Origin of the sequence: Photobacterium sanguinicancri (genome assembly GCF_002265265.1) — a bacterium.
Classification (GTDB): Bacteria; Pseudomonadota; Gammaproteobacteria; order Enterobacterales; family Vibrionaceae; genus Photobacterium; species Photobacterium sanguinicancri.
In genome coordinates this window covers 1-2,960 of the sequence record NZ_NOIF01000309.1, presented here as the reverse complement: position 1 = coordinate 2,960, position 2,960 = coordinate 1, and the positions used below count along the sequence as shown (strand labels likewise).

Genomic DNA, 2,960 nt, shown 5'->3' with positions numbered 1-2,960 from the left:
GCTTATAAATTATGCTTCAAGCGTTCAAATAGCCATTCTGTGAAGAGATAAAAAACGATCAATAAGCAGACTTAGTGATCGTCATAGAAAAGCAGTCGGGATACTACCCCAAGCTGTTAGCTGTTAGCTGTTAGAAAAGTTAATCGCAATTTTGCCGATTGATGCCCCACTTTCAATGCGACGGTGGGCTTCTTTCATCGCATCTGCACCAAAACCGTCGATAGTATCTGTGAGCGTCGTTTGGATACGGCCAGAATCAATCAAGTTCGCCACTTGGAATAATATTTCTTGCTGTTTAATCATGTCATCCGTTTTAAATAGCGAGCGAGTAAACATCAGTTCCCAAATAAAGCCCACCGATTTGCCTTGAAGTTGAGACAAATCGATGCCGCCATCAAATTCAACAATTGAACTGAGCATGCCTTGCGGTGCAATCAGCTCGACCATGGCGTCCCAGTGGCCTTTGGTATCGGCAACATTGAAAATATAATCAACATGCTCAATCCCTTGCTCACGCACAGAATTTACAAGATCACGGTGGTTAACAACATGATCAGCCCCCATTTGTTTTACCCAACGTTCTGTTTCTGGGCGAGAAGCCGTTGCTATCACAGTCAGGTTTGTCAGCTGTTTCGCCAATTGAATAGTGATAGAACCCACACCACCAGCACCACCAATCACAAGTAGGGATTTCTTCTCGGTAGGGTTAATACGTAAACGATCAAACAGTGCTTCCCACGCTGTTAATGCGCCCAATGGCATTACCGCAGCTTCTGCATCTGTCAGGCTGAGTGGTGCATGAGCCACAATTCGGCGGTCTACCGCTTGATACTCTGCATTTGATCCTGGTCGCGTCACATCTCCGGCATAGTAAACACGATCGCCAGTCGCAAAGCCTGCGACGTTTTTTCCTGTCGCAATGACAGTCCCCACCGCATCAAACCCAAGTACACGAGGTTGTTCTAACGTTTTATCTGCCGCAGCGCGTACACGAATTTTTGCATCCGCCGGATTTATCGAATTCGCACTCACTTTTACCAGTAAGTCGTCATCACCTAACGTTGGCGTTGCTGTTGTGAAATCTACCAAGCTTTCAGACTGTTCGATAGGTAATGATTGAGTAAAGCCAATAGCTTTCATTGTAGAAGGGACTGACATGGTACGTTTCTCCGATATTATTGTTATCCGCCTGAGATCTCGAGAGTTAGTGCCGTAATAGGTGGCAGTAAAAGCTATCGCTCAGCGTTAATATGTATTCGCGTTTTAAATACTAGGCTTTCAAGTAAAGCATGGGATAAACAATAACGTGGAGATTACATAAGAAAAACCATGTTAAAGCAGAAACACTTTCAATTTATTTTTGATAATAAACATAATGTCCCCAACAATGCCATAACACTCCCCGCTTCAATTCTCGTGAGATTATGGATAAAAAGTTCCAAAATGATTGGGAAGTAGAGCTATTTCCCAAAGTAGTCATTCACGGCATGATAACGCCACCAAAACAGTTCTCGTCGGCCAAGCCGAAAGAACCTACAAAAGAACAAGGTTAATCTTCATGACTGCTTATTTTATTCTGACTTACGATATTGCCGATCCAGAACAATATGCGAAATACAACCCAGGCTCTAACGAACTAACAGGCAGCACTATTGCTAAGCATGGTGGTGAGTTACTTGCGGCTACTAATGAAGGCCTGCAGCTTGATGGTCATGATGCAGATATCAAAGTTGTGCTCCAATTCCCAAGCCGATCGGCTGCACAAGCATGGGTTGATGATCCTGATTATGCACCCGCTAAAGCCATACGTTTAGCATCAACCAAAAACCTAAACGCATTCATTGTCGATAAGCTATAGCGATAAAGTGCGTAGCCAAGCGTAATGAGTAAGAACACATAAAAAAGGCGAACTGAATGACAGTTCGCCTTTTCTATTATCTTTTCATACCTTGCTTTTATGCCTGACTTTCTCGATTGCTATACTGATTACATCGGTGTCTCACCAACGTGGGCTCCCCATCAAACACTGACAATGTGCGATTCCCAACGCGGAGGCGAGCCAATATACTCTTGTACCGCTTTGATAAACTCTTTCACTAACATGGTTTGCTTTCTATGAGGGTAGATTGCATATATTGCAGTTTCTCTAGTCGATACTTCATAGTGCGTTAATAACCGAACCAAGCCAAGTTCATCCACATGTCGATCCAAATTAGAAATATCAATTAAGCTATAACCCAAGCCATCTCTAACTGCGCCAAGTAAAGTGCGAATATCACTGACTTTGTAGTTTCCAAACATTTTGTATGTATTAAATGGATGCTCACTGCCCACTAGACGTGTACTCAGCTGATTAAGTGTTAACGTGCCGTTACTGTAAACAACAGCAGGTAAAGCGACAAGTTCCTCAGGCGAACTTGGATAACCGTACTTTTCAATGAAAGACTTGGCAGCAACAGCGATAAAATTGGTCTCTGCAATTTTTCTTGCGATCAAGTTTGATTCGGTCAATTTACCTAACCGAAAAGCGAGATCAAAATGATCGCCAATAATGTCGGCTTTCTTATCATCTAACGATAGGTTTATTTTGACATCAGGGTACTGCTTCATGAACTGTGATATGACAGGTTGAAGGTGTTCCTGTCCAAAATAGACTGGAGAAGTAATGCGTAGCTCCCCTTTGGGTACCGAGTGGTAAGCATCTGCAATATTTTGGATGTTATCTAACGTCTCACTAAGCGCATGCGTTTGTTGTAGGATCTCTTCACCTGCCGACGTTAAAGAAAAAGATCGGGTTGATCGATTCAATAACTGGACTCCAAGTTCATGCTCAAGCTTTTTGATCTGTTTGGAAAGTGATGAGTTGTCCATATCATGAAGTAATGAAATGACCCCCAATAGTTGGACAACCAATTATTGGGGGTCTTTTTTATGTCCAAATATAGTCGTGAATTAAAGCT

Annotated in this window: 3 protein-coding genes and 1 pseudogene; 2 read left to right on the top strand and 2 right to left on the bottom strand. The window is 42.7% G+C overall.

Going from position 1 to position 2,960, the window contains the following annotated elements:
• Nucleotides 1–123: 123 nt before the first annotated feature.
• Nucleotides 124–1,158 carry a zinc-binding alcohol dehydrogenase family protein gene (locus ASV53_RS23475; RefSeq protein WP_094958922.1) on the bottom strand — a complete coding sequence of 345 codons (1,035 nt, stop codon included), beginning with the start codon at nt 1,156–1,158 and terminating at the stop codon, nt 124–126.
• A 266-nt stretch (nt 1,159–1,424) separates the two neighbouring features.
• On the opposite strand from ASV53_RS23475, the gene ASV53_RS26195 reads away from it, so the two are divergent.
• Together ASV53_RS26195 and ASV53_RS23470 are read left to right on the top strand one after the other, a co-directional pair.
• Nucleotides 1,425–1,553, top strand: coding sequence for a hypothetical protein (locus ASV53_RS26195; RefSeq protein WP_261859064.1), 129 nt, complete (start codon nt 1,425–1,427; stop codon nt 1,551–1,553).
• Between the two features lie 5 nt (nt 1,554–1,558).
• On the top strand, nt 1,559–1,858 hold the full coding sequence (locus ASV53_RS23470) for a DUF1330 domain-containing protein (RefSeq protein WP_094958921.1): 300 nt from the start codon (nt 1,559–1,561) through the stop codon (nt 1,856–1,858).
• A gap of 161 nt (nt 1,859–2,019) precedes the next feature.
• On the opposite strand, the pseudogene ASV53_RS23465 reads toward ASV53_RS23470, so the two are convergent.
• Nucleotides 2,020–2,880, bottom strand: a pseudogene (locus tag ASV53_RS23465) (LysR family transcriptional regulator); the annotation flags it as partial.
• Nucleotides 2,881–2,960: the final 80 nt, after the last annotated feature.

Bases quoted from the DNA above. Each gene is read 5' to 3' on its own strand.
- ASV53_RS23475 (WP_094958922.1), bottom strand. From the start codon at position 1,158: ATGTCAGTCCCTTCTACAATGAAAGCTATTGGCTTTACTCAATCATTA.
- ASV53_RS26195 (WP_261859064.1), top strand. From the start codon at position 1,425: ATGGATAAAAAGTTCCAAAATGATTGGGAAGTAGAGCTATTTCCCAAA.
- ASV53_RS23470 (WP_094958921.1), top strand. From the start codon at position 1,559: ATGACTGCTTATTTTATTCTGACTTACGATATTGCCGATCCAGAACAA.